This is a genomic window from Mesorhizobium sp. M0968, from assembly GCF_040319065.1.
GTDB lineage: Bacteria > Pseudomonadota > Alphaproteobacteria > Rhizobiales > Rhizobiaceae > Mesorhizobium.
In genome coordinates, this window is record NZ_JAMYNL010000017.1 from 68070 (window position 1) to 90253 (window position 22184).

The 22184-nt window shown below is 63.5% G+C and carries 24 protein-coding genes; 11 read left to right on the forward strand and 13 right to left on the reverse strand.

Annotation, left to right across the window (positions count from 1 at the left end; translation table 11 throughout):
• Positions 1-55 precede the first annotated feature (55 nt).
• Genes NKH67_RS24210 through NKH67_RS24225 form a run of 4 tightly spaced genes read left to right on the forward strand, consistent with a single transcriptional unit; the run spans position 56 to position 3784 of the window.
• Positions 56-772: a CerR family C-terminal domain-containing protein gene (locus NKH67_RS24210; RefSeq protein ID WP_352473604.1), complete on the forward strand. Its 717-nt coding sequence runs from the start codon at positions 56-58 to the stop codon at positions 770-772.
• Positions 769-1722, forward strand: coding sequence for an HlyD family secretion protein (locus NKH67_RS24215; RefSeq protein WP_352473602.1), 954 nt, complete (start codon positions 769-771; stop codon positions 1720-1722). Before NKH67_RS24210 ends, NKH67_RS24215 begins: the two co-directional genes overlap by 4 nt.
• On the forward strand, positions 1719-2639 hold the full coding sequence (locus NKH67_RS24220; protein ID WP_352473600.1) for an ABC transporter ATP-binding protein: 921 nt from the start codon (positions 1719-1721) through the stop codon (positions 2637-2639). The genes NKH67_RS24215 and NKH67_RS24220 overlap by 4 nt, the downstream gene beginning before the upstream one ends.
• A gap of 8 nt (positions 2640-2647) precedes the next feature.
• Positions 2648-3784: an ABC transporter permease gene (locus NKH67_RS24225; RefSeq protein WP_352473617.1), complete on the forward strand. Its 1137-nt coding sequence runs from the start codon at positions 2648-2650 to the stop codon at positions 3782-3784.
• 36 nt (positions 3785-3820) lie between these two features.
• On the opposite strand, the gene NKH67_RS24230 is transcribed toward NKH67_RS24225, so the two are convergent.
• The 3 genes from NKH67_RS24230 to NKH67_RS24240 all read right to left on the reverse strand — a co-directional run bounded on the left by NKH67_RS24230 (position 3821) and on the right by NKH67_RS24240 (position 6059).
• Positions 3821-4474 (reverse strand): glutathione S-transferase family protein, encoded by a 654-nt coding sequence (locus NKH67_RS24230; protein ID WP_352473598.1) that lies wholly within the window; start codon positions 4472-4474, stop codon positions 3821-3823.
• Between the two features lie 92 nt (positions 4475-4566).
• Positions 4567-5544: a threonine ammonia-lyase gene (locus NKH67_RS24235; protein ID WP_352473596.1), complete on the reverse strand. Its 978-nt coding sequence runs from the start codon at positions 5542-5544 to the stop codon at positions 4567-4569.
• A 197-nt stretch (positions 5545-5741) separates the two neighbouring features.
• A complete protein-coding gene (locus NKH67_RS24240) occupies positions 5742-6059 on the reverse strand; it encodes a hypothetical protein (RefSeq protein WP_352451855.1) in 318 nt (105 codons plus the stop codon).
• A 179-nt stretch (positions 6060-6238) separates the two neighbouring features.
• Here NKH67_RS24240 and mbfA point away from each other — a divergent pair, with 179 nt between their 5' ends.
• Complete coding sequence (gene mbfA, locus NKH67_RS24245) at positions 6239-7222, forward strand: iron exporter MbfA (protein ID WP_352473594.1); 984 nt, start codon at positions 6239-6241, stop codon at positions 7220-7222.
• Here the strand turns inward: mbfA and NKH67_RS24250 are convergent.
• The 3 genes from NKH67_RS24250 to NKH67_RS24260 all read right to left on the reverse strand — a co-directional run bounded on the left by NKH67_RS24250 (position 7219) and on the right by NKH67_RS24260 (position 8204).
• Complete coding sequence (locus NKH67_RS24250) at positions 7219-7563, reverse strand: antibiotic biosynthesis monooxygenase family protein (RefSeq protein WP_352473592.1); 345 nt, start codon at positions 7561-7563, stop codon at positions 7219-7221. The two genes, mbfA and NKH67_RS24250, sit on opposite strands and share 4 nt — an antisense overlap.
• Positions 7560-7892: an NIPSNAP family protein gene (locus NKH67_RS24255; protein WP_352473591.1), complete on the reverse strand. Its 333-nt coding sequence runs from the start codon at positions 7890-7892 to the stop codon at positions 7560-7562. The genes NKH67_RS24250 and NKH67_RS24255 overlap by 4 nt, the downstream gene beginning before the upstream one ends.
• A gap of 96 nt (positions 7893-7988) precedes the next feature.
• Positions 7989-8204 carry a DUF1127 domain-containing protein gene (locus NKH67_RS24260; RefSeq protein WP_352473590.1) on the reverse strand — a complete coding sequence of 72 codons (216 nt, stop codon included), beginning with the start codon at positions 8202-8204 and terminating at the stop codon, positions 7989-7991.
• A gap of 68 nt (positions 8205-8272) precedes the next feature.
• Between NKH67_RS24260 and NKH67_RS24265 the strand changes: the two genes are divergently transcribed.
• Positions 8273-8947: an ArsR/SmtB family transcription factor gene (locus tag NKH67_RS24265; RefSeq protein WP_352473588.1), complete on the forward strand. Its 675-nt coding sequence runs from the start codon at positions 8273-8275 to the stop codon at positions 8945-8947.
• A 120-nt stretch (positions 8948-9067) separates the two neighbouring features.
• On the opposite strand, the gene ligD is transcribed toward NKH67_RS24265, so the two are convergent.
• From ligD to NKH67_RS24280, 3 genes are all read right to left on the reverse strand, one after another.
• Entirely contained in the window at positions 9068-11569 is a 2502-nt protein-coding gene (gene ligD, locus NKH67_RS24270) for a DNA ligase D (protein ID WP_352473587.1), read from the reverse strand.
• Positions 11570-11578: 9 nt separating this feature from the next.
• Positions 11579-12430, reverse strand: a complete 852-nt coding sequence (ku, locus tag NKH67_RS24275; RefSeq protein ID WP_352502680.1) for a non-homologous end joining protein Ku — start codon at positions 12428-12430, stop codon at positions 11579-11581.
• Positions 12431-12549: 119 nt separating this feature from the next.
• The gene (locus tag NKH67_RS24280; RefSeq protein ID WP_352473615.1) at positions 12550-13056 is read right to left on the reverse strand and encodes a YciE/YciF ferroxidase family protein; all 507 of its coding nucleotides are present in this window, start codon (positions 13054-13056) and stop codon (positions 12550-12552) included.
• Positions 13057-13456: 400 nt separating this feature from the next.
• On the opposite strand from NKH67_RS24280, the gene NKH67_RS24285 reads away from it, so the two are divergent.
• The 3 genes from NKH67_RS24285 (at position 13457) to NKH67_RS24295 (ending at position 16056) form a co-directional block, all read left to right on the forward strand.
• Entirely contained in the window at positions 13457-13603 is a 147-nt protein-coding gene (locus NKH67_RS24285) for a hypothetical protein (protein ID WP_023718851.1), read from the forward strand.
• Between the two features lie 194 nt (positions 13604-13797).
• The gene (locus NKH67_RS24290; protein ID WP_352473583.1) at positions 13798-14241 is read left to right on the forward strand and encodes a thiol-disulfide oxidoreductase DCC family protein; all 444 of its coding nucleotides are present in this window, start codon (positions 13798-13800) and stop codon (positions 14239-14241) included.
• 63 nt (positions 14242-14304) lie between these two features.
• Complete coding sequence (locus NKH67_RS24295) at positions 14305-16056, forward strand: saccharopine dehydrogenase family protein (protein ID WP_352473582.1); 1752 nt, start codon at positions 14305-14307, stop codon at positions 16054-16056.
• On the opposite strand, the gene NKH67_RS24300 is transcribed toward NKH67_RS24295, so the two are convergent.
• From NKH67_RS24300 to NKH67_RS24310, 3 genes are all read right to left on the reverse strand, one after another.
• The gene (locus NKH67_RS24300) at positions 15945-16328 is read right to left on the reverse strand and encodes a DUF1850 domain-containing protein (RefSeq protein WP_352451865.1); all 384 of its coding nucleotides are present in this window, start codon (positions 16326-16328) and stop codon (positions 15945-15947) included. The two genes, NKH67_RS24295 and NKH67_RS24300, sit on opposite strands and share 112 nt — an antisense overlap.
• Positions 16325-18421 carry a TRAP transporter permease gene (locus tag NKH67_RS24305; protein WP_352473581.1) on the reverse strand — a complete coding sequence of 699 codons (2097 nt, stop codon included), beginning with the start codon at positions 18419-18421 and terminating at the stop codon, positions 16325-16327. The genes NKH67_RS24300 and NKH67_RS24305 overlap by 4 nt, the downstream gene beginning before the upstream one ends.
• 158 nt (positions 18422-18579) lie before the next feature.
• Positions 18580-19539, reverse strand: a complete 960-nt coding sequence (locus NKH67_RS24310) for a TAXI family TRAP transporter solute-binding subunit (RefSeq protein WP_352473580.1) — start codon at positions 19537-19539, stop codon at positions 18580-18582.
• 253 nt (positions 19540-19792) lie between these two features.
• Here NKH67_RS24310 and NKH67_RS24315 point away from each other — a divergent pair, with 253 nt between their 5' ends.
• Both NKH67_RS24315 and NKH67_RS24320 read left to right on the forward strand, forming a co-directional pair.
• Positions 19793-20146 (forward strand): YciI family protein, encoded by a 354-nt coding sequence (locus NKH67_RS24315; protein ID WP_023718846.1) that lies wholly within the window; start codon positions 19793-19795, stop codon positions 20144-20146.
• Positions 20146-21402 (forward strand): RNA polymerase sigma factor, encoded by a 1257-nt coding sequence (locus NKH67_RS24320; protein ID WP_352473579.1) that lies wholly within the window; start codon positions 20146-20148, stop codon positions 21400-21402. Before NKH67_RS24315 ends, NKH67_RS24320 begins: the two co-directional genes overlap by 1 nt.
• A 15-nt stretch (positions 21403-21417) precedes the next feature.
• Here the strand turns inward: NKH67_RS24320 and NKH67_RS24325 are convergent, their stop codons facing one another.
• A complete protein-coding gene (locus tag NKH67_RS24325; RefSeq protein ID WP_352473578.1) occupies positions 21418-22041 on the reverse strand; it encodes a glutathione S-transferase family protein in 624 nt (207 codons plus the stop codon).
• Between the last annotated feature and the right edge of the window lie 143 nt (positions 22042-22184).

Below are 22184 nucleotides of genomic sequence, written 5' to 3' on the forward strand. Positions count from 1 at the left end.
GCAAGCCGCTTGACCGCACTTGACTTTAATCATTCGATTGATTAAATTGTTGGCCATGATCAAATCGCCCAGCGCCAGCGGCCTTCCTCATGAGGCGCCCAAGACCGCCGCCGATATGACGCGGGCGGCACTTGTCCGCGCGGCGTTGAAACTGTTCGGACGGCAAGGTTTCGACGGCACCTCGACGCGCCAGATCGCGGCGGAGGCCAAGGCCAATATCGGCTCGATCGCCTATCATTTCGGCGGCAAGGAAGGGCTCCGCAACGCGGCGGCCGACTACATCGTCGACACCATCCAGACCGTTGCCGGCCAGGCGATCGGCAATCTGCAGGCGCCGGTCGCGGCATTGGCCGACACCGAGGCCGCGCGGGCACATTTAGCCGTCGCACTGGAGCGGATGGTCGCCTTCATCGCGGCAAGGCCGGAAGCCGGCGAGATTGTACAGTTCGTCCTGCGCGAGCTGTCGCATCCTACCGCGGCGCTCGACCGTATCTATGACGGCGTGTTCGAACCGGCGCATAACCGGCTCTGCCTGATCTGGGAACAGGCGACGGGCGAGCCGGCCGAGAGCGAGCGCACAAAACTCACCGTGTTCACGCTGATTGGCCAGGTCGTCTATTTCCGCATCGGCCGCGAGGCGGTTATGCGCCGCATGGGCTGGCGCGAGATCGGCAATGACGAGGCCGGAAAGATCGCGGCGGTGGTGACGGATAATCTCAGCGCGATTTTGGCTCGGCGCGATTTGGCTGCCCGAAAGGATCGTGGATCATGAGCCTGCTCTGTTCTTTGCCGCTTGCCGCCCAGCTTTTCAGCGCCTGCGCGCCGGCAGCACCGCTCGCCGTCGGCTACGTCGAGGGCGACTACGTCCTGCTCGCGCCGATCGAGGTGGCGCAGGTCGAGACGATTGCGGTCAAGCGCGGCGACCGCGTCGCGCCCGGCACGCCGGTGGTGACGCTGGAAAACGCCGACGCCAAGATCGCCATCGCACAAGCCGAGGCGGCCCTTGCGCAGGCCCAGGCGCAACTTGCCGACCTGCAGGTCGGCAAGCGGCCTGAAGAGATTGCGGTGCTCAAGGCGCAGCTCGACATGGCCAAGGCGCAAGCCGCCGACGCCAAACGCCGTTACATCCGCGCCAGCGATCTGTTCAAACGCGGCACCGGCACACAGGCCGACTACGACACGGCTTCCGCGACGCTGGAGACGGCCAACGCGCAGGTCGGCCAGGCGGAGGCCAATCTCGCCGTCGGCGGCCTGCCGGCACGGCCGGAGACGATCAAGGCCGCCGACAATCAGGTCAGGCAGGCGCAGTCGGCGCTGGAGCAAGCGCAATGGCGGCTGTCGAAGCGCGTGCTGACGGCGCCCTCGCCCGGCCGGGTCAACGATGTCATCCGCTATCCTGGCGACACGGCCGGGCCGACCGCGCCGGTCATCTCCATGCTGCCGGATGGCGCGGTGAAGCTCAGCGTCTATGTGCCGGAAAGCGCGTTCTCCTCGGTCGACGTCGGCACGCTGCTCAACGTCCGTTGCGACGGCTGCGGATCGGGCGTGAAGGCTCGCGTCAGCTACGTGTCGCCGGATCCGGAATTCACGCCGCCGGTGATCTACTCGCTCGAAACCCGGCAAAAGCTGGTCTATCTGGTCGAAGCGCGGCCGGAGGGCGACGCCAGCGCATTGCAGCCCGGGCAGATCGTCGACGTCGATCTGGCGGACATCGGAAAATGAACGTCATCGACGTGCACGGCCTGGTCAAACGCTTCGGCGACAAGACCGTCGTCGATCATGTGACTATGGCTGTGGCCGAGGGCGAGATCGTCGGCTTCCTCGGGCCGAACGGCTCGGGCAAGACGACGACCATCCGCATCATGTGCGGCTTGCTGACGCCGGATGAGGGCGAAGGCACCGTTCTGGGCTTCGACATCCGCACCGACAGCCTGCGGATCAAACGCGAAGTCGGCTACATGACGCAGAGATTCTCGTTCTACGAAGATCTCACGATCGGCGAGAATCTCGAATTCGTGGCACGGCTCTACCGGCTGACGCCGCTCGACGAGCACGTTGCTAAGACGCTTGAGGGGCTCGGCCTGACATCGCGCAGGAACCAGTTGGCTGGCACCCTGTCCGGCGGCTGGAAGCAGCGGCTGGCGCTGGCCGCCTGCATCATGCACAAGCCGAAACTGCTGCTGCTCGATGAACCGACGGCGGGCGTCGACCCGAAAGCGCGACGCGAATTCTGGGACGAGATCCACCGGCTGGCGAGCGGCGGCCTGACCGTGCTGGTCTCCACCCACTACATGGACGAAGCCGAGCGCTGCCACCGCATCAGCTACATCTCCTACGGCAAGATGCTGGCCACCGGCACGGTCGAGGACGTGGTGAGGAATGCCGGGCTGACCACCTTCGTCCTGCAAGGGCCACGGCTCGATCAGGTCGCTGCCGCACTTCATGGCCGCCCCGGCGTCGACCAGGTGGCGCCGTTCGGCGCGACGCTGCATGTCGTCGGCTCCGACAGGACGGCACTTCAGGCAGCGCTCGCCGATGTCGAGAAAGAGCACGAGGGCGTTACGGTGACGCCCGGCGAGACCAGCCTGGAAGATGTGTTCATCCAGTTCATGTCCGGTTCGAAGGACAACATGGGATGAAAAATGGGATAGACAGCATCTTTTCGTTCGCCAGGCTAGGCGCGCTGCTGATCAAGGAGTTCATCCAGATGCGGCGCGACCGCATCACCTTCGCCATGATGCTCGGCGTACCGCTGATGCAGCTGGTGCTGTTCGGCTATGCCATCAACAACGATCCGAAGAGCCTGCCGGCAGCGCTGGTGACGATGAGCAGCGATCCTTACACGCGAGCCATGGTTTCGGCGCTGCAGACCACCGGCTATTACCGCTTCGACCATGTTGCGCAAAGTGCCGCCGAAGCCGAATTCCTGATGGCGCGCGGCGACGTCGCCTTCGTCGTCACCATTCCCGCCGATTTTGCCCGACGGGTCGAGCGCGGCGACAGCCCGCAGATCCTGATCGAGGCGGATGCGACCGACCCGGCCGTCGCCAGCGGCGCCATCTCGACGCTCGGCACCGTCGCCAATCAGGCGCTGCTCAGGGCACGCGGTATGCAGGAGACGGCGGCCGAAGCTGCCCGGGGCCAGCTCCAGGTGGTGGTGCACCGGCGCTACAATCCGGAAGCCGTCTCACAATACAACATCGTGCCCGGCCTGCTCGGCGTCATCCTGCAGATGACGATGGTGATGATGACCTCGATCGCGCTGACGCGCGAGACCGAGCGCGGCACGATGGAGAACCTTCTGGCGATGCCGTCCAGCCCGCTCGAGATAATGCTGGGCAAGGTGCTGCCCTATCTGGCGGTCGGCGCCGTGCAGGTGCTGGTGGTGCTGGCAGCCTCGAAGCTTCTGTTTGCCATCCCCTTCACCGGGTCGATGTCGCTGCTGTTGACGGCGGTCCTTATCTTCGTCTTGGCGCTGGTGCTGCTCGGCTACACGATCTCGACGATCGCCCGCACGCAAATGCAGGCCCTGCAGCTCACTTTCTTCTTCTTCTTGCCGTCGATCATGCTGTCCGGCTTCATGTTTCCCTATCGCGGCATGCCGGACTGGGCGCAGATTTTCGGCGAGGTGCTGCCGCTGACGCATTTCCTGCGCATCATCCGCGCGGTGATGCTGAAGGGCGCCGAGCTGCCGGCGGTGGCAACGGAAATCGGCTGGCTGGTGGTGTTCGTGGCGCTGTTCGCCGGTATTGCGCTGGTGCGGTTCCGCCGGACGCTGGATTAGGGTCGAACTCGATCCGCTTGTGCAAGTGATCGAGATTTACACGGACTTGGCCTGGCCCGGGACCGGTGTCAATTCAGGCGCATTGAGCCCTTCGAAGGGATCGCGCCAGGCGTCGATTTCTTCGAGTTCAAGATACCAGCGACTGACAGAGGGATAGTCATCGAGCGGCAATCGGGCGACATCGTTGAAGGGCAGAAACGTCGCCATTCGAAAGTCGGCATAGGAAACCGAAGCGCCAACCAGCCATTCTCGCTCAGAAAGCTCGGCATCAAGTATGGCAGCGGCCGTGCGGAAGTCGCTCAGGCCCTCCTCAACCCGCGCCTGATCGATCGGGCCGAGCCCATAGCGCTGTTTGGTCCCGCGTTCGAAATGCACGACATCGCAGGCTCTTGCGAAGTTCTCTTTCCCCCAACTCAGCCATCGGATCATCTCGGGCTCGTCGTCGCCAGCGCGCCAGAAATCCGAATGCATATCGCGCGAAAGCCGACAGGCTATGGCGTCGGCCTCCCATAGGCTTTTTCCCGAACCTATAAGGATGGGCAATGAAAGATTTGGATTGAGCGGCCGAAATCGCTCGGCCTGGCCCGGAGCGAAGGGAGAGGCGAATTCAAACTCGACCTTGGCGTTGAGATACCGTGCCACCGCGACCGCGAGGCGAGGATTGGGATTGCGGCTGAAGAACAGTTTCATTGATCTCAGTCTTTGAAGGGTACCGGTTCGGCTGGGCGCAACGGAGGCTCGAGCGCCTCGAACCGGCACATGACCTGGAATTGGTTGCTATCTTAGCTGGCAGCAATGATCTCGGCATAGGTGCTGAGATCGACATTGCCGCCGGAGAGCACCACGGCAATGCATTTCCCGGCAAGGTCGATCTCGCCTGACGACAGCGCGGCCAAGCCGACGCAACCGCCGGGTTCGACCACCAGCTTCAGACAAGCCATCGCATCGCGCATCGCCTGTGCCACCGCCTTGTCGGAAACGGCGATGGCGCCCGCGAGATTCTTGCGGTTAATCTCGAAAGTGATGGCGCCCGGCTCGGCGACGAGAAGGGCATCGCAGATCGAGGTGTGGCCGGGCGCGTTCGACACCCTGGCGCCTTTGATCAGCGAGCGGCGTGTGTCGTCGAAATGCTCAGGTTCCACGGCCCAGACGGCGGTGCCCGGCGGGGCATCCTTGACCGCGATCGAAATGCCGCTGCTCAACCCGCCGCCGCCGCAGGGAACCACTACCGCATCGAGGCTGACGCCAAGCGCTCTTGCTTGGCGCATCAATTCGAGGCCGATCGTGCCCTGGCCGGCGATGATGGCCGGATCGTCATAGGGCGGCACCAGGACCATGCCCTTTTCCACGTAAGAACGGACGACGGCAGTGCGATCGTCGCGGACCCGGTCGAAGGTGATCACTTCCGCGCCCATCTTCCTGACATTGCCGACTTTCATCGCCGGCGCATCGGCGGGCATGGCGATGACGGCCTTGACGCCGAACATCGCCGCTGCGGCGGCAACGCCTTGCGCGTGATTACCCGACGAGAAGGCGACGACGCCGCAGGCGCGTTCTTCCGCCGAGAGCGAGGAGAGCTTGTTGTATGCACCGCGGAACTTGAACGAGCCGGTGCGCTGCAACGTCTCCGGCTTGAACAGGATCCTGGCGCCGAAGCGATTGTTCAACTCCGGCGATTCGATCAGCGGCGTTTCGACGATCAGTCCGGACAATCGCGCTGCTGCACTGTGAATATCGGCGATGCCGGGAGGGGTGATCATGGCTGGGTCCTGCAAGAGATGAGACGGCCTATGGTGCACGGAAAGGGAAGCCGCGCACCAATGAAAAAATGTGACCGTTACAATTCGACTTGGAGGCAGGAGTGGGCGTGACTGTCACCCACCTCTCCTCCGCCCTCCGCCATGCACTCGTCATTTCGACAAATCGCTGCCGATTTACCGGCATTGCCGGCCGCCCCTCACCCCAACAGCGTCTTTTGCCGTTTGGGGCCGCCGATCTTGCGCCAGGTGTTGAAGCGATGGGTGGCAGCGGCGAAGGAGATCTTCATCTGCTGAGCGACCGAATAGCGCGACTTGCCTTCGTCGAACAGGCGATAGCAGCACTCGACGCCCTCCTCGGTCAACTTGCCGTCGGGAGCCTTGTTATGCGGATTGGCGGGATCAAATTTTTCGACCTGCTGCTCGACCAGCCCTTTCAGGCGCTGCAAGTCCGCCTCGATGTTAGCGATCAGGTCGAGAACCGGCTTGGGGTCAAACGGCTGCTGTTTTTCCAGCATCTGCGGGTTCCTTTCTCTTGGTTGAGATTCGGTTATATAGGTGAACGTTTGCCGATAGCAACGGCGATGTGTTCGGGATTTTGAAGCCTGTACCTTTGAGCATGAGTGGAGCGGGCACGATTGACCGAGGATGTGCGAAGCTCTAGTTTAGAACCGTTCTAAACTAGGGTGAATTTCTCATGCTTTCCCGCGTTTTCGGCTTCGGCCGCCGTCCCTTTGAATCGCTCTCGGAACAGGAGATCCTGGCGCTCGCCATCTCCTCTGAGGAGGATGACGGGCGCATCTATCGCGCCTATGCCGACGGGCTGGCGGAGAGCTTTCCGCAATCGGCCAAGGTGTTCGAGGAGATGGCGGAGGAGGAGGACGGCCATCGCGATTCGCTGATCGAGCTTTACCGCAAGCGCTTCGGCGAGCGCATACCGCTGATCCGGCGCGAACATGTGAAGGGCTATTACGAGCGCAAGCCGGACTGGCTGGTGAGGCCGCTCGGCATCGATCATGTGCGCAGCCAGGCCGAGGCCATGGAGCGCCAAGCCTACCTGTTCTATATCGAGGCGGCCAAACGCACAGGCGATGCGTCGACGCGAAAGCTGCTCGACGACCTGGCGATCGCAGAACAGGGCCACGAGACACTGGCGCAGCGGCTGGAGCAAAAGCATGTGCCGGGCGCGGTCAAGGACGAAGAGGCGGCGGCCGAGCAGCGCCAGTTCATCCTGACCTATGTGCAACCGGGGCTGGCCGGGCTGATGGATGGCTCGGTGTCGACGCTGGCGCCGATCTTTGCCGCCGCCTTTGCCACGCATGATACGTTCCAGACCTTTCTGGTCGGGCTTGCCGCCTCGATCGGCGCTGGCATCTCGATGGGTTTCACCGAGGTGGCTTCCGACGACGGCAAATTATCTGGCCGCGGCTCGCCGGCAAAACGCGGGCTGACCGTCGGCGTCATGACGACGCTGGGCGGGCTCGGCCATGCGCTGCCCTATCTCATCCCGCTTTTTTGGACGGCGACCATTGTCGCCGCCGTGGTGGTTTTCTTCGAGCTGTGGGCGATCGCCTTCGTGCAGAACCGCTACATGCAGACCCCATTCTGGCGCGCCGCCTTCCAGGTGGTGCTGGGTGGCGCGCTGGTGTTTGCGGCAGGGGTGCTGATCGGGAATGCTTAACCATTCACCGCCTGGCTGTCCTGAGGCGCCTCGGCGCGTTCGGTCAGGCCGTAATCGCGCACGACATGAGCGATACGCAAACGATAGTCCGCAAAGATACCGCCGCGCCCGGCCTTCTGCGCCTGCCGATGTTCCTGCGTGTTGCGCCAGGCCTTCACCGCATCCTCGTCGCGCCAGAAGGACAGCGACAGGATGCGGTTCGGATCGGCAAGGCTCTGGAAGCGCTCGATCGACAGGAAGCCGTCGATGCCGTCGAGCAGTGGGCGCAGATCGGCGGCGATGCCGAGATAGGCATCGCGCATGCCCGCCGCCGGCTCGACCTCGAAGATGACGGCGATCATGGTTTCACCAAAGGAGCATGTGGCCCGGAGGCCAGCTTGAGGAAGGTGCGGTCCTCCTTCAGGATGAATTTTTCCCGCCGGGCGAACTCGTAATTCGCCTTACCGGCGGGATCGGCGGCGAGCCGGGCGCGGTAGGCTTCGTAGGCCGCAAGACTGTCGATGTTGTAGGTGGCATAAGCCCTGGTGGCCGAGCCTTCGTGCGGCGCGAAATAGCCGATCAGATCGGCGCCGCAACGCGGGATCGCCTGCCCCCAATTGCGTGCATATTCCTCGAACGCCGCCTTGCCGAACGGATCGATCTCGTAGCGGATGAAGCAGGTGATGGTCATTTTCGCCTCCTTGGCGGTGGATGTTTTCTTGCGGTCACAGTTCGAGCCGGATCGAAACGTTCCGAAGATCGATATGCTAGGCAAATCCTTCGCTGATCATGCCTGCCAGAACGATTTCGCGCATTCGCGGCGGACGTCTTCAGGTGTCAGGCCAAGGTCCCGCAGCAGATGATCGTCGATCTCGGCGAGGTCGAGACGCTGCAGATGACGGTCGTACCACCGCTTCAGGAGCCGCAGCCGCAAGCGCCGCAAGACAATGAACGGGAACGGCCGGCGAGCAGGCGCGGCGCCGTGAATGGTCCTTGCAGGCATCGTTGTCTCCTTGATTTGCATCGAGACTAATGCTTTTCTGACGAGGATGCTTCGATGAGGAACGAACCATGCGCGAAGGACCTGACATAGCCCGCATTGCCAGCCTGGTGGGCGATCCAGCGCGGGCAAACATGCTGTCCGCACTGATGGGCGGCACGGCACTGACGGCGAGTGAACTGGCACTCGAGGCCGGGGTGTCGCTTCCGACAGCGAGCTCCCATCTGTCGAAGCTGATGGAAGGCGGGCTGCTGACGCTGGCAAGCCAGGGACGGCATCGCTACTACGGCCTCGCCGGCCCGCAGGTAGCAGGCATGATCGAGGCGATCACAGGTGTTGCCGCTGCGGCCGGGCCGCAACGAGTGCGGCCTGGCCCACGCGACGCGGCCATGCGCGTGGCGCGGGTCTGCTACGACCACCTCGCCGGCGAGCAGGCGGTGGCGATGCTGGACCGTCTCGTCGCTCGACAAGTGCTCCTGCGAGATGACGAGGAGATTCAGCTTGGGCCGTCGGCCGCCTCGCATTTCGCCGCGATCGGCATCGATGTCGAGGGCAAGGCGCGGCGACCGGTGTGCCGGGCCTGCCTCGACTGGAGCGTGCGGTGTTCGCACCTCGCCGGCACGCTGGGCGCCGCCATTCTCGACAAGATCCTCGCCGAGAAATGGGCGCGGCGCGAGAAGGACAGCCGTGCGGTGATTTTCTCGCCGACAGGCAAGCAGGCGTTCGAGAAGACGTTTCTCGCCTGACGGCTCGCTTCGACGCACTAGAACGGCTCGTCGTTTCACGGAAACACCGAACCGCTCTATCTTTTTTGTTTTGACGCAATCCCAGACGGAAAACCGTTCCACACTTTTCCTGGAATTGCTCTAGCCGCGCTTGAGCGGCTTGGCCTGCTTGAAAAAATCCTCCCAGGGATCGGCTTGCCCAAGCCGCTTCAGCGTCGTCTTGTCGCCGATCGGAAAGGCGTTCGGCGGCAATCCGGCCTCGATTTCCGCCCAGGTCACCGGCATTGATACCGTGGCGCCTTTTTTGGCGCGCGACGAATAGGGCGCGACCGTGGTCGCGCCACGGCCATTGCGCAGATAATCGACGAATATCCTGCCGGTGCGCGCCTTCTTAGACAGCGTCGCCGTGTAGCGGTCGGGTGCGGCTTGCTCGAGCGCTCGGGCGAACTCATGGGCGAAGCCTTTGACCTCGTCCCAGTCCGCCGACGGCTTCAGCGGGACGAGGACATGATAGCCCTTGCCGCCCGAGGTCTTGACGAAATTAGGCAGGGACAGTTCGTCGAGCCGGCTGCGGATATCGAGCGCCGCGGCACGCACCGCCTTCACGTCGACACCCTCGTCGGGATCGAGATCGAAGATGATCTGGTCTGGTTTTTCCAGCTCGTCCGTGGTCGAGCCCCAGATGTGGATCTCGACGACGCCGAGTTGAACGAGGGCCACGACACCGTCGAAATCGCGGATGAACAATATCTCCTCGCCGTCGGTGGGGTCCTTCATCACGGCGATCTTGTCGTGCATGCCGGCCGAGGCATGCTTCTGGAAGAACCGTTGGCCGCCAACACCGTCCGGCGCCCGCACGAGGCTGAGCGGCCGGTTGATGACGAATTGCTTCATGCGCGGCCAGACCAGCGCGTAGTGATCGACCAGATCCTGCTTCGATACGTTCTCCTGCGGCCACAGAAGCTTGTCGGGGCGGGACAGCGTAACCGAGGTTTTCGCCGCGCCGGCGGGTTCGGCGGGCTTTGGCCTCGGCTCGGCCGTGGCTGAGCGTGCTTTCGGTTTCTCCTGCACGACTTCCTCCGCCGGCTTGTCCTCGCGCAATCCCTGGAACGACGCGTGGCGTATTATACGGTCCGACGTCCAACTGCGAAACTCCACTTCGCCGACAAGTTCGGGCTTGACCCAGACCAGCCCCTTGCCCCTTGGCACCGCCCTGTCGAAGGGCGAGGTTGTCGTCTTCAGCGCATCAAGCCTCCTCTTCAGCTCGTTGGTGCTTTTGGCCGTGAAGCCGGTGCCGACGCGGCCGGCATAGCGCAGCTTGCCGCCCTCGTGATAGCCGACCAGCAGCGAGCGCAGGCCCCGCCCGGTCTTGTCCGACGGCATGTAGCCGCCGATGACGAATTCCTGGCGCGCCGTACATTTCGACTTCACCCAGGACGGGACACGGCCGCTGCGGTAGGGCGCATCGGCGCGCTTGGAGACGACGCCTTCGAGCCCCAGCCGGCAAGCATGCTCCAGCATGATCTTGCCGGGCTCGGCAAAGTGGTCGCTGAAGCGCACGGCCTGATCCTCGGCCTGTCCGGCGAGCAAAGTGCGCAGCCTTTCCTTGCGCTCGACCAGCGGCTCTGAACGGATATCCTCACCGTTGAGACGCAACAGGTCGAAAACGTAGTAGATGAAACGATCCGTACGGCCCGCCGACAGATCTTGCTGCAGCAGCGAGAATGATGACACGCCATTATGCGCCAGCACGACGATTTCGCCGTCGATGATAGCATCGGTGCATTTCAGGCCGCCAAGTGCCGCGACAATTGCGCCACCGAATTTGTCGGTCCAGTCGAGGCCGGCGCGTGTCAAAAGCCGCACCTCGGTGCCGGCAAGCTGCGCCTGCATGCGATAGCCGTCGAACTTCACCTCATGTAGCCAGTCCTTGCCGGGCGGGGCGTCCCGCTCCAGCGTTGCGAGCGCCGGTTCGATGAATTCCAGCCGCCTTGCCGCGACGGCCTTCGCTTTGCTGGCGGCCGGCCTGTCGGACTGCCAGACGCTTGGCTTCTTGCCGTCGGCGGTCTTGCCTTCGCCGACCTCTTCGATGGTCAGGCCGGATTTCACCGATTGCGGCGCCTCCTGCAAAATGTCCTCGCCCGGACGCGCGGCGGCATCGTCGGATTTGATCAGCAACCAGTTGTCACGCTTTTCGCCCGGACGCGGCTTCAGCCGCACCAGATGCCAGGCGCCATGCAATTTGTGGCCATACAGTTCGAAACTGATATGGCCTTTCTTCATCGCCCTTGCCGGTTCGCCATCGGGGACCCAAGTTCCCTCGTCCCAGACAATGACCGAGCCGCCGCCATATTGGTCCTTCGGGATAGTGCCTTCAAACGGCGCATAGTCGATCGGGTGGTCCTCGACGTGCACGGCGAGCCGCTTTTCGTGCGGGTCGAGGCTCGGGCCTCGCGTCACGGCCCAGCTCCACAGCACGCCACCATGCTCGAGACGAAGGTCGTAGTGGAGCCTGGTGGCGGCATGCTTGTGGATGACGAAGATGCCACCCGCCACGGCTTTCTTGCCGCGCGAAACCTTGCCGGCTGGTTCGGCCGTCTTCTTGAAATTGCGCTTGGCGTGATACTGCTCGAGGCTGGCCATGGGCGGATCCTAAGCAGATTTGCGCCGGGCGGCTTTGGACTTGGCGCCTTTTCCCGGGCGTCCGGTCTTTGCCGGCGCACCGGCTTCCGACGAAAGGCTCTTCTTCAGCGCATCGAAGAGGTTGACGACGTTGGAGGGCCGTGGTTCCGCCTTGGCCTTCGGTGCCTTCTTGCCGGCCTTCTTGGCGCGGACCAGCTCGATCAGGGCATTTTCGTATTTGTCCTCGAATTCGGAAGGATCGAACCCCGCCTGTTTCTCATCGACGATGTGTTCGGCCAGCCTGATCATCTCGGCGTCGGTCTTCACCGTCTTGATGTCGCCGAACACTATCTCGGGCCTGCGAACCGTATCGCCATAGCGCAAGGTCGTCAGCAGCAGACCCTTGCCCAACGGCTCGATGACCACCGGACGTTCGCGGCGATAGAGCACAATGCGGGCTAGCCCCGCCGTCTTCTTGGCGGCCATGGCGTCGCGGATGACGGCGAAGGCCTCTTCCGAGACCTCGTCCGCAGGCGTCACATAATAGGGCGCGTCGAGATAGATCTGTTGGATCGAGGATTTTTCGATGAAACCATCGAGGCTCATCGTGTGCGAGGATTCGATCTGCACGGCTTCGATCTCCTCCTCCTCGATTTGGACGAAGTCGCCGTCGCCGATTTCGTAGCCCTTGATCTCGTCGCCTTCATCGAGCGGCTTGCCGCTTGCCGAATCGACATAGACGCGCTTGACGGTATTGCCGGTCTTGCGGTTGAGCACGCGGAATGAGACTTTCTCCGCCTGGGTGACGACATTGGTCAGTTCGACGGCGCAAGTGACCAGCGAAAGCTTGAGATACCCTCTCCAGGCCGGGCGCGGCGCCATGACAAACTCCCTGCACGACAATGTTCAACCGAGAACGGGCAAAGTCCGTTCCGGTTCCGGCGGCGCAAAAGGCAAGTCCGGGCTTTCAACCCAGCCTTGCCTTGTTCTCGCTCACTGCGCTACTCGGCGGCTTGCAGGTTGACCTTGCTTTCCGCTATCTCGGTAAGCTTGCGGTCGGTTGCCTGCTCCTCCTTGAGGTTGTTGGCCAACACATTGGCGCAGTCGCTGCGGCCCAGTTGCTTGGCCCAAGCAATCAGGGTGCCGTAACGGGTCATCTCATAATGCTCGACCGCCTGGGCGGAGGCGATCAGCGCAGCGTCGAGGACCTCCTTGTCGGCGATGTCGCCGCTGACGTCGTCGGCTTCTTCGAGAATGCCGTCGATGGCTGGGCAGTCGACCTGCTTGGCCTTCACGCCGTGCAGTTCGAACACCTGCTCGACACGCTGGATATGACCCTTGGTCTGAGCGAGATGTTTCTCAAAGCCGGCTTTCAGCTGCGGATCACTCGCCTTGTCGATCATCTTCGGCAGCGATTTCTCGATCTGTTTTTCAGCGTAATAGATGTCGCGCAGCGTGTGCACGAAGAGGTCGTCGAGGGTTTTGATATCCTTCGAAAAGAAACCCATGGCCTTTGCCTTTCCATTGCTCTTGCGGTTTCGGATTTTTTGGCTGCGGCCCACCCGAGCACCACAGCCTGCGGAGCCGGTTCGTCCCGGCACTGGGAAATCAACGTGCGGCTGACGGGCCGGTTCCTGGTTTTCCGGCCGCGTGCACGGAAATTTCGCGGTCCGGCAAAACCTGAAACAAAACCGCGCCTCTGCGACATTCAGGCGAAACATATGTGATGCAAAAGTCACACTGGACGAAATGCCGACGGACTGCATGGAAACACCGCGAATCAGCCGCATTCCAGCCATGAACAAAGGCATTTTCGACCAGAGATTAACATCGCGTTCACCGACTATTCACGCCTGGACGCTATGATCCCCGCAATTCGGAAGGGAAGCGGGACAGGGACCGAGTAAAATGAGCTTCTGGAATCAAATCGCCGGCTATGCCGCCGCCATCCGCGAATTCGTCGCTCCGACCTATCGGCCTGAGCGCTATTATATGCGCGGCCCAGGCCCCGCCTGCGCGCGCCGTGGCAACACGCTTGGGATCAGCGTGCACTGATGATGACCACGGAAAGCCGTCACGACAGCCGGATCTGCCGGCCCGACGCCGACAACCGGTCAACGACCTATCGCGCCGAGCGCCCTGCGCTGACCGACAGACGGCGTGCGACAACGCCAAGGCCCTGACATTCCGGGCTTTGATCCAGCCGCCGGCAGGCCTAGTTTCATCTGACACCAGCTGTCAGGCGCCACGTGACCGTCAAGCCGAACCATTCTCCTGAGCCGCCGGAATTCGATGCAAGTCGCCCGTTGATCGTGTTCGACGGCGTCTGCGTGTTGTGCTCGGGCTTTGTGCGCATGGTGGTGAAGCTCGACCGCAAGGGCCACTTCCATTTCGTAACGGCGCAGTCACCGTTCGGCGAGGTGCTGTTCAAGAAATACGGGCTGCGGACGGATCGCTACGAGACCAATCTCGTCATCGTCGATGGCGCGGCTTTCACCCGCCTGGACAGTTTCGTTGCCGTCATGGCCGAACTCGGCTGGCCGTGTCGGTCGGCGCGGATCCTGCTGCTGTTGCCGCGCCCGCTTCGCGACTGGCTCTACGGCCGCATCGCAAAGAACCGCTACGCCCTGTTCGGCAAGAAAGACAATTGCGAAATCCCTTCCGCCGAGGTCAGGGCAAGGTTGATCGGCTAGGGTTCGTTGCCGTCGCCGGACGTAGCGAGCGGGCGGCGCGCCGGCACTTTGGGGGAACTGCGAATGAAGGTTCTTATAGTCGGCGGCTATGGCACCTTTGGTGGCCGTATCGTCGAGCTGCTTGAGGACGAGCCGCGTCTGATCCTGATCGTCGCCGGGCGTTCGCTTGCCAGGGCCGATGCCTATTGCAAGAAGCGCGCCCCGACAGCAGCCCAGCTGGTGCCGGCACTGTTCGACCGTGACAGCGATCTCGCCGCGCAACTCGCTGCATTTGAGCCTGATATTGTAGTCGACGCGAGCGGTCCGTTCCAGGCCTATGGCGAGGGACGCTATCGCCTGATCGAGGGCTGCATCGCCCGGCGCATCAACTATCTCGATCTAGCCGACGGCTCGGATTTCGTCGCCGGTGTCTCTGCGTTCGACGAGGCGGCGCGAAACGCCGGCGTCTTCGTGCTGTCCGGCGTGTCGAGCTTTCCGGTGCTGACGGCGGCAGTGGTGCGTCGCCTGTCTTCGGACCTGACGCGGGTCGACGGCATTCGCGGCGGCATCGCGCCGTCGCCCTTTGCCGGAGTCGGCGAGAACGTGATTCGGGCTATCGCCGGTTACGCCGGTCAGCCGGTGCGGCTTGTTCGTAACGGCCGTCCCGAACAAGGCCATCCGTTCACAGAGCAATTGCGCTACTCCGTCGCGCCGCCGGGCCGGCTGCCGCTTCGAAACACGCTGTTCTCGCTGGTCGACGTTCCGGACCTGCGCGCTCTGGCCAAGCTTTGGCCGGAGGCGAAGACCATCTGGATGGGCGCCGGGCCGGTTCCCGAGACGCTGCACCGCGCCCTGATCGGCCTCGCCTGGCTGGTGTGCGCCGGATTGATCGGTTCGCTTTCGCCGCTGGCGCCGCTGATGCATCAGGCAACGAACCGGCTGTGCTGGGGCGAGCATCGCGGCGGCATGTTCGTCGAGGTGGAGGGATCGGACCGGGCGGGCGCCATCGTCAAGCGCTCGTCGCATCTCTTGGCGGAGGGCAATGACGGGCCGCTGATCCCGTCGATGGCGGTCGAAGCGTTGGTCCGCAAAGCATTGGCCGGAGATCAGCCCGCGCCGGGCGCACGGGCTGCCGTGCGCGATCTGGAACTCCGGGATTACGAAGCCCTGTTCGCTGGCAAAACGATCTGCACCGGGTTCAGGGACGAGCCCAGCGACGAGAGCGAGCCGCTTTATGCCGAGCTGCTCGGTGCCGCCTGGCAAGGCCTTCCCGAGGCAATTCGTTCAATGCATGACCGTACGATCACGGCGGCAGGCCGCGCGTGCGTCGACCGCGGGCGCAATGTTCTTGGCCGGCTAATGGCCTGGACGGTCGGCTTCCCCGGGGCAAGCGGGGCCATCCCGGTTCATGTCCGCTTCGACACCGACAAGGACGGCGAGACCTGGACGCGGACATTCGGCAAGCACAGTTTTTCGAGCGTACAGTCCGCTGGCCGGGGTCGATCGCAGCGCCTGCTGTGCGAACGCTTCGGCCCGCTGACCTTCGCGATGGCGCTGGTTGCAGAAGACGGCCGGCTGGCGCTGGTCTTGCGCCGCTGGAGTTTTTTTGGCCTGCCGCTTCCGATGTGGCTCGGTCCACGCTCGACTTCCTACGAAACGGTGAAGGATGGCCGCTTCCGCTTCCATGTCGAGATCTCGCATCCGCTTGCCGGCATGATCGTCCGCTACCGCGGCTGGCTGGAGCCCTCCGGCCCGCACGGCTCCAGCGAGATCGTGCCGCCTGCCAGCTTGGCCAATTCGCGACAGTCCTGCGCCGTGCACAGCGTCCAGCCCTGACCCGTTGCGCCCGAGGCGGCGAGCGCGAGGCGCCGCTGTGGCCCGACCTTGGGCGCATAGACCCACCAGCCGTTTCTCAGCACCGAGCCTTGCGGCGGCTCCATCCCGGCGCCCGATCCCTTGATGCGGGCCTCGACGAGCTGCAGGCCGGACGGCAGCACCTTCCAGTCTTCCTGCCACTGGGTCTTCTCCACCGAATGCACCCAGGAGAGCGTGAAGGCAGCGACCGCGAGCGTTACCGTCTTGCCGGCCGCGACGATGCAGAGGCTCATGCTGAATTAGCCAGCGAAGCCTGCCGCGCGCGCCAGCAGTGCCAGCCGATCCAGACAAGGGACAGCGCCCAGCCCGCCTCGTCGGTGAGCGGCAGCGCCGCAACCAGCAGCACGCCGGCGGCGAAGGCGACGAGGCGTTCCCACCAGGCCATGCGCCGGGCGAGAAATCCGACGGCCGCGGCGCCCCACAGGACGATACCCATGCAGGCTTTGATGACGATATAGGCGACCTCGACGGGATAGCCGAACTGGGCGGCGATCGGGCCGGGGTCCTGCAGCATCAGCGCCGGGGTATAGACCGCCATGAACGGCACAACGAAGCCGGCAATGGCAAGCTTGGTGGCCTGGACGCCGATCTTGAGGCCGCTTTCCTTGGCCATGGGTGCGGCGGCGAAGGCGGCCAGCGCCACAGGCGGGGTGAGATCGGCCATGATGCCGAAATAGAAGACGAACATATGGCTGACCACCAACGGCACGCCGAGCGACAGCAGCGCTGGCCCGGCCAGCGACGAAGTGATGATGTAGTTGGGAATGGTCGGTATGCCCATGCCGAGCACCAGGCAGGTGAGCATGGTCAAAAGCAGCGACAGGAACAGATTGTTCTCGCCGATCGAGATGATCCAGCCGATGAAGGTCGAGGCGATGCCGGTAAGCGTCAACGTACCGATGACGATGCCGACAATGGCGCAGGCAATGCCGACCGGCAGCGCGTTCTTTGCTCCTTCGGCAAGCGAATCCACGCATATGCGCAGCGTCTCGCGCCCGCCCTTGAAGGTGAGGCAGGCGGCGACCAGCACGGCGATGACCAGGCTGAGGATGTTGACGCCGAATTTCATGAAGGAAGCCGCGGCAAGCCCGAGCGCCAACCAGAAGACGATGCGGAAGGCGAGCGGCCCGATCGATGCTGCCAGCGGCGTGCCGAGGATAAGCACAATGGTCAACGCCAGGCCCATGGTGCCGGCGAACACCGGTGTGTAGCCGGCAAACAGCAGGTAGATCAGTGCTGCGAGAGGCAGTACCAGCGGCCAATGTTGTCTCACCGCATCCCACGGGTTGGGCAGGTCGGCCTTGGCCATGCCGTGCAGGCCGGCCTTGCCGGCTTCCAGGTGCACCTGCCAGAAACAGGCGCCGAAATAGAGCAGCGCCGGAATGATCGCCGCCTTGACCACAGCGGCATAGGGGATGTTCAGGGTCTCGGCCATGATAAAGGCAACCGCTCCCATCACCGGCGGCATGATCTGACCGCCCATCGACGAGGTCGCCTCGACGGCGCCGGCGAAAGCCGAGCGGAAACCGAAGCGCTTCATCAGCGGGATGGTGAACTGGCCGCTGGCCACCACATTGGCGACGCCGGAGCCGGAAATGGTGCCCATCAGCGCCGAGGACAGCACGCAGACTTGCGCCGGGCCGCCGCGCCATGAGCCGACCAGGCCAAGCGCAAAATCGTTGAACAGCGCGATCATGCCGGCGCGCTCAAGAAAGGCGGCGAAAACGACGAAGATGAAGATGTAGGCGGCCGAGACATAGATCGGCGTGCCGTAGATGCCTTCGGTACCGTAGGCGAAGGTGTCGACGAGCTGGGCGAAATCATAGCCGCGATGGATGAACGGCGGTGGCAGATGATTGCCGGCGAATGCGTAGGCGAGAAAGATGAAGGCAATGACGGCAAGCGGCAGTCCCATCAACCGCCGCGCCGCCTCGAAGACCAGCACGACCAGCACCGCGCCGACGATCAGGTCAGGCGTGGTGAGAAAGCCGGAGCGGCGGATGAGGTCGGCATAGAACACCCAATTGTACAGACCGGTGGCGAAACCAAGCAGGCCGAGCGTCCAGAACACTGCTTTCGCCGGGACGCTTTTGGCGCGCAGATTGGCGATTAGGGCAAAGCCGAGCAGCAGCAGGAAGCCGACATGCATGGCGCGTATGACCTGGCTCGGTAGGCTGCCGTAGGCGGCGATGTAGATTTGGAAGATGGAGAAGGCGATGGCGATAAAAAAAGCCGCCTTGCCAGCGATGCCTTCGCCGAAGCCAGGCGGCAATCCTTCGACAGGAGCTTCCGCTGTGGGGGAAAGAACGGTCGGGGTTGCGGTCATTAGCGGGGTTCCTGGCGGGGCGCTCCCCTCCCCGAGGGAGGTGCGAGCGAAGCTAGGCGGGTGGGGTCGGTGCGGCAGTGTACGGCCTCAACCGACCCTACCGGTCCATTCGCCTTCGGCAGCTGTTCACCTTTTCCTCAAGGGGGAGGGATGGCTCCTTACTTCACCAATCCCTTTTCCTTGTAATACCTCTCGGCGCCTGGATGCAGCGGCACTGGCATGCCGTCGAGCGCCTTGGCCGGGTCGATCGCCTTGGCGGCGGCGTGGGCAGCGGTGAGCTGGTCGAGATGCTCGAACAGCAGTTTTGTCATCTGGTAGGCGGTCTCGTCGGAGACATCGGCGCTGGTGATCAGGAAATTGCCGACGGCGGCGGTCGCAACATCCTCGGTCTGGCCCTCGTAGGTGCCCTTGGGGATGACCACGGAAAGATAGGGCAAGCCGATCTTAGCGACGTCCTCCGCCGGCACGGCAACGATGTTTACCGGCAATGAGGTGGCGAGGTCACGGATCGACGCGACCCCAAGGCCAGCCGACTGAAGCGTGGCGTCGAGCTGGCGGTTCTTGATCAGCTCCACCGATTCGGCGAAGGGCAGATATTCGATCCGCCCGAGGTCTTCGTATTTCAGCCCGGCAGCGGCAAATATCGTGCGGGCGTTGAGCTCGGTGCCTGAGGCCGGCGCGCCGACCGAAAGGCTCTTGCCCTTGAGATCGGCGAGCGTCTTGATGCCGGATTCCTTGCTGGCGACGATCTGGATGTAGTTGGGATAGATGGCGGCAATGCCGCGCAGCTTGTCGAGCTTGCCTGGGAAGCCTGCTTCGGTATTGCCTTCGGCGGCCAGCTTGACGGAATCGCCGAGCGCAAAGGCGATCTCGCCCTTGCCCTGCTGAAGCAGGTTGAGGTTTTCGACCGACGCTTTCGTCGCCTGCACCTGAGTACGCGCGCCTTCGATGCCCTTGCCGTAGATTTCCGACAGCGCGACGCCGAGCGGATAGTAGACGCCGGACGTGCCGCCGGTCAGCACGTTGATGAATTCCTGTGCCTTGACCGATACCGCGCCAAGGCCAAGCGACAGCGCCAGCACGCCGGCTGCAACAAATTTCGTCCTGAAATTGAGCATGCGATTTCCTCCCTGAAAATTCGCCGCCGTGCCCTCCTCGGCGGCACGAAGCGAGTTTAGACAGCGGGCGGGAAATGCCAACCCGCAATAGCAGCGACTAGACGAACGACTAAGCAGTGCCGCAACACGTTGGCGCTTGCGCAAGGTCGCATCGCGGCAGAAAGATTTTTCCAGCGCTTGTCGAAATCCGGCAGGGCCGCGCGACATAAGTCCGGCTCGCAACGATGCGGCCCTCGAGAAACGGGAGAAGACCATGCGATACATGCTTTTGATCTATGGAAACGAAGCGGGGATGGCAGCCGCGCCAGCAGATGCGGTGACACAGATGTCGAGCGCGTACGTCGCCTACACCGAAGCGCTGAAGAAATCCGGCGCCTGGCTCGCCGGCGACCGGCTGAAGCCGACGCAATCCGCTACCTCGGTGCGGATGGCCAATGGCAAGACCAACGTGCTCGACGGCCCCTATGCCGACACCAAGGAGCAGCTTGCCGGCTTCTATATGATCGAAGCGGAGGACGTCGACGCCGCCATTGCCTGGGCGGCGCGCTGCCCGGGCGCCAGCACCGGCACGGTAGAGGTGCGGCCGATCTGGGAACTCACCATGTGATGCCGGAATTGCCCGATACTGCGCGGGCGGCGGCGGAAGCGGCCGCCCGGCAAAGCTACGGCAAGCTGGTCGCTTATCTCGCCGCACGCACGCGCGACGTGGCCGCTGCCGAGGACGCATTGGCCGATGCCTTTGCAGCGGCGCTCGAGCGTTGGCCACAGGCGGGCGTGCCCGACAAGCCGGAAGCCTGGCTGCTGGCGGTGGCACGCAAGCGCCGCGTCGACGCGGTCAGACGGCGGCTGACACGCGAGGCGGGCCGCGACCACCTCAGACTGATCGCCGAGGAGATGGAGGCGCGCATGGCCGAGGAAGACCTGCCGGACGAGCGGCTCAGGCTCATGTTTGCCTGCGCCCATCCCGCGATTGAGGCCGGCGTGCGAGCACCGCTGATCCTGCAGACGGTCCTGGGCTTCGACGCAGCGACCATCGCCTCGGCTTTTCTTGTCTCGCCAGCCACGATGAGCCAGCGCCTGGTGCGCGCCAAGACGCGAATTCGCGAGACAGGCATTCCGTTCCGCGTGCCGGAGCGGGCCGAGCTCGGCGAGCGGCTGGGCACCGTTCTGGAAGCGATCTACGCGGCGTTTGCCGAAGGTTGGTCCGACCCGGCCGGCACCGAAACGCGGCGCCGCAATCTCGCGACCGAAGGCATCTGGCTCGGCCGTTTGATCGCCTCGCTGATGCCGGATGAGCCGGAAGCACTCGGCCTGCTGGCGCTGATGCTGTTCGCCGAGGCGCGGCGTGCAGCCCGGCGCAATGCGGCGGGTGACTATGTGCCGCTGGCCGAGCAGGATCTTGCATTGTGGGACGATACCCTGATCGATGAAGCGGAGGCGCTGCTCGGGCGCGCGGCCGCCGAGGGTGTTGTCGGCCGCTACCAGCTCGAGGCCGCCGTGCAATCCGCCCATACGACACGGCGGCTGACCGGTTGTACCGACTGGGTCGCGATCAAGGAGCTCTACGACGCGCTGTCGGTGATTGCCGGCTCGCCGGTGGTGTCGATCAACCGTGCGGTGGCGATTGCCGAGGCCGAAGGTGCTTCAGAAGGATTGGGCGCGCTTGATCAACTCAGCGGCGACAAGCGGCTGTATGACTATCAACCTTACTGGGCCGCCCGCGCGGGCCTGCTGGCCAGACTCGGCAAAGTTCCACAAGCGAGCGAGGCCTATGACCGGGCTATCGGCCTCGAACGAGATCCGGCCGTGCGCCGGTTCCTGCAGGAACGACGGGCAGGGCTCGGCCGCGCGGAAAGACACTGAGACAAGGCGGAGTGCTTAGGCCGGCCACATGTCGTGGGAAGCATTCAGCCTCTTCATCACCCGATGTTCCCGCAAATTGGCCCACAGGCGTTCGATGTTCGGCCAAGCGGTTGGAACCTTCGCGACCTCCGGATGCCAGGCCACCAGCATGACGAGATAGATGTCGGCCAGCGAGAGTTGGTCGCCGGCCAGCCAGTCGCGGCCGTCGAGGGCGGCATCGAGAATGGCGAGGCTGCGATCCATTTCCGAGACCGCCGCCTGTTTGACAGCGTCCACACCCCGGGGATCGGTCGTGTAGCGATGAGCGTAGAAGAACCGCAGGCCAGCCGAATAGATGACGGAGGACATGAAAAACATCCAGCGCAGGAAGTCGGCGCGGTCAGCCGAACTTGCTGCGGGCGCCAGTCCTGCTTCGGGGTGGCGCTCGGCCAGCAGGATGCAGATCGCCGCCGATTCGGTCATCGAGCGTCCGTCCGGCAAGATCAGGACCGGCACCTGGTTCAAGGGGCTGATATCAAGAAAGGCCTGGTCGGGTCGGCCCTTCGGAACGTCGATCTGGTCGAAAGGCACGCCCGCCAAAGCGAGCGCCGCCTCGACGACAAAGCCGCCGGTATTGGCACGCGTATAGAGCTTGTACATAAAGTCCTCCACCTGCCGGGCAGCGACGATTGATACGGAAGTGACCCGCCGCTCAAGCGAACGACGCCCGCCACAGGTGGTTTTTCAGCGGTCCACGCCGACGCGTGATACTGAGTATTTGATGTCGGAGGGGCATCGCGAAG